A 2,663-nucleotide genomic window follows, 5' to 3' on the forward strand; every position below is an offset into this window, starting at 1 on the left:
GCCCGCCAGCGCCGCCGGGTCTGTCTGGGCCTTCAGCCCCGCGATGTCGCCCTGCGTGCGGATAACGTCCATCGCCTCACAACTGAAGTTGTATTTTACACCCATGACATGAAAAGCTAGTACGACTTAAATTTTGCGTGAAATATAACATTCTACAAAGCAAGATCCGAATAACAAAAAGCCCGGCTTTATAGCCGGGCTGTGCATCAATAAAAGTCTTCTCGCCTGAAGACAACTCCAGTGGGGAAAACATCGTCTTTCTCGAAGTACACTGTATTTTCTTTCCCGTGAATTACCACCGAGTAACCATAGACAACATCTTCTTCCTCACTGACTCCAAGAACGACTCCTTTGCACTTTGCGTATTTACTATTTTTGGCGTTTTCTTTAATTTCCACTTCCTGATAAAAATCTATCTTCATGGTGATCACTTATGCGTAATTTTTCCATCCAGGGATATATTGAGGTGAGAACCATCTCGCGTAGCCCAACCTAACTGGGCTTTACCTGTTCGTGATAACTGGACATCCCACTCAAATGCCTGGCCCGCAGTACGTGATGGACCTTTAACCCACTCGTTCCCAAATTTGTCGATGTAACCTTTATTTGGACCTCTGGGTAATGGCTGAGATGCAGAATATCCCTCTGGCGGTACATAGCGGATTTTACCTTCGTTCGCTAACTGAACATAGTTGATACGACCTTTAGTCGACCAAGGTTGAGCCGCGCTACCTGTACCAGAAGGATTGAAAGGTGGCTCTTCTACATAAGCAGGAACTTTACCTGTATTTATTACCGCCGATTCAGTCTTACCCGCAACCTTAGCAACAACCTTCTCCGTCAGTACCGCGCCACCTTTAGCAACCCCTGCACCGCCAGCCAGCAGCCCGGCGATATCCGTAACCAGCTTACCGCCTTCAACGCCCGCATTAAATGAACCGCTGGCTCCGGTTTTCTGATACTCCGCTTCCATCCGGTCGATACGGTCAATGTAGGACTGTTTTACCGCATCCGATACGTTACCGAGCACATCTCCGCTGTTAAACAGCGATTTCAGGGCGTCATAGGTTTCCTGCGGATTACTGGCCGTTTTCACGATGCTGTCTATCGTGTCGTACAGCCCTGCCGGAACCCCGGCCACCATACCCGCCGCAAAGCTGCCATCCTGTCCCAGGTCTATCGCAGTCCATTTCGCCTGTGCGCCAGCTTTACAGGCGACTGTCTGACATTCAGCGATTTCTTTATCTTTCTGAGCCTGTTGCGCAGTGCTCAGATAGTTATTCTCAACATCGTTCCTTTCGGATCAAAGAATCGTACTCCCCAAACTCAGGGAACATATCATAATTCCCTGTCACATCGACTGTTGTTTGACTCTCTTCTAGTTTATAGGGATTAAACTGTTCTTCCCTTACCACAGCACTACCATTTTCGTTAAAGATATATGTAGTACCATGCGACACATTTAATATACCTGCACCTTCGCCATCGTGTTCAGCAAACTCTCGATAAACAGCCATTGATAAAAACAAACGATTGTCATTAAGTATTTTAAAATTGTATAGTAAATATTCTTGCAAGTTTTCATTTAGAAAACTTACCCCAACCCATCCTTTATTTTTCATTACTTCAATAAAACATGATGGTGTAGATTCTGAACCAATGAGTGCAGTGTAGGACTCACCAGCCATATGTTTTTTATATGCTTTCTTTTCTAACCATACATCAATTGGTTTATTTTTTGCTCTAAACCATGATTTACAATAAAATACACATTGCTTCATTGATAAACCTTCCCATTTGTATCACGTATTACCACCCCAGCCTTATCTGCTGCATTCAAAACCGATTGTGGAATGGGTTTTGCCTGGGGAGGAACTTCTAAAATATTAGACCCACGCAACGCATCACCGGCCAATGAACCACTTGATGGAACTTTAGCAATGGTTGCACCTGCAGGATATTTATTCACAGCTTCCCGGATGTAATTAGTCGCTGTTGATTCAGTGATATCAGAGAACTGCGTGAACTTACGCGACACTATCTCACCTGTTGCCGGGTTATACGAATCAACACGATAATAACCGTTTCCGTTGGGTTTGTTCACATACAGCTCATTGTATGGATAATTTTTAGACTGTTCTGCATTAAATTTATTACCCGCCTGAACATTCTGCAACCATTCGGGCTTAGCCGATATCGTTTTACCTGGTGTTGAAGCGCCAGCTTTGCCCATCCCGCTAGTCACTGCACCCAGCACCGCCATTGCAAGGATCTCGGACTGTTGTTTGTCCATGCCATACCGGCTTTCCAACTGACTCGCAAATTCGGTGCTGGTAACTACACCTTCAGCCTCCATCTGCTGCGCCCAGAATGAAGATATGTCGTTCTTCATTTCTGCCGGAACATCAGCATCAAACAGACTATCCAGGGCCTTACGAACCAGCATTCCGTTGGCCGGAATATCACCGTACTTATCTTTACAGGCCTTTGGATTGGTGGAACAGACCGCAATCATTTCCTTTTGCTGATTGAGGCTCAGATCTTCCATTTCTTTCACGATCTGACCACAGTCACCACGGGCTTCACAGCCCTTGGCTTTCTCCGCAAAACTTTCTATTTGCGGAACACTCAGTGCATTATTCTCAACCGCATTCTTACCCGCC

At 45.7% G+C, this 2,663-nt stretch carries 3 protein-coding genes and 2 pseudogenes; all 5 read right to left on the reverse strand.

The window, feature by feature from the left end; translation table 11 throughout:
* Positions 1–206 precede the first annotated feature (206 nt).
* Positions 207–431, reverse strand: coding sequence for an Imm31 family immunity protein (locus tag EPE01S_RS22530; RefSeq protein WP_062749655.1), 225 nt, complete (start codon positions 429–431; stop codon positions 207–209).
* Entirely contained in the window at positions 428–793 is a 366-nt protein-coding gene (locus EPE01S_RS24030) for a polymorphic toxin type 17 domain-containing protein (protein ID WP_255210182.1), read from the reverse strand. Before EPE01S_RS24030 ends, EPE01S_RS22530 begins: the two co-directional genes overlap by 4 nt.
* A pseudogene (locus tag EPE01S_RS23745) lies at positions 782–1,303 on the reverse strand (VENN motif pre-toxin domain-containing protein); the annotation flags it as partial. The gene EPE01S_RS24030 and the pseudogene EPE01S_RS23745, both read right to left, overlap by 12 nt.
* Entirely contained in the window at positions 1,284–1,781 is a 498-nt protein-coding gene (locus tag EPE01S_RS22540; RefSeq protein WP_062749659.1) for a hypothetical protein, read from the reverse strand. The gene EPE01S_RS22540 and the pseudogene EPE01S_RS23745, both read right to left, overlap by 20 nt.
* A pseudogene (locus tag EPE01S_RS23690) lies at positions 1,778–2,663 on the reverse strand (hypothetical protein); the annotation flags it as partial. The gene EPE01S_RS22540 and the pseudogene EPE01S_RS23690, both read right to left, overlap by 4 nt.

The sequence above is a fragment of the Erwinia persicina NBRC 102418 genome, from assembly GCF_001571305.1.
Classification (GTDB): Bacteria; Pseudomonadota; Gammaproteobacteria; order Enterobacterales; family Enterobacteriaceae; genus Erwinia; species Erwinia persicina.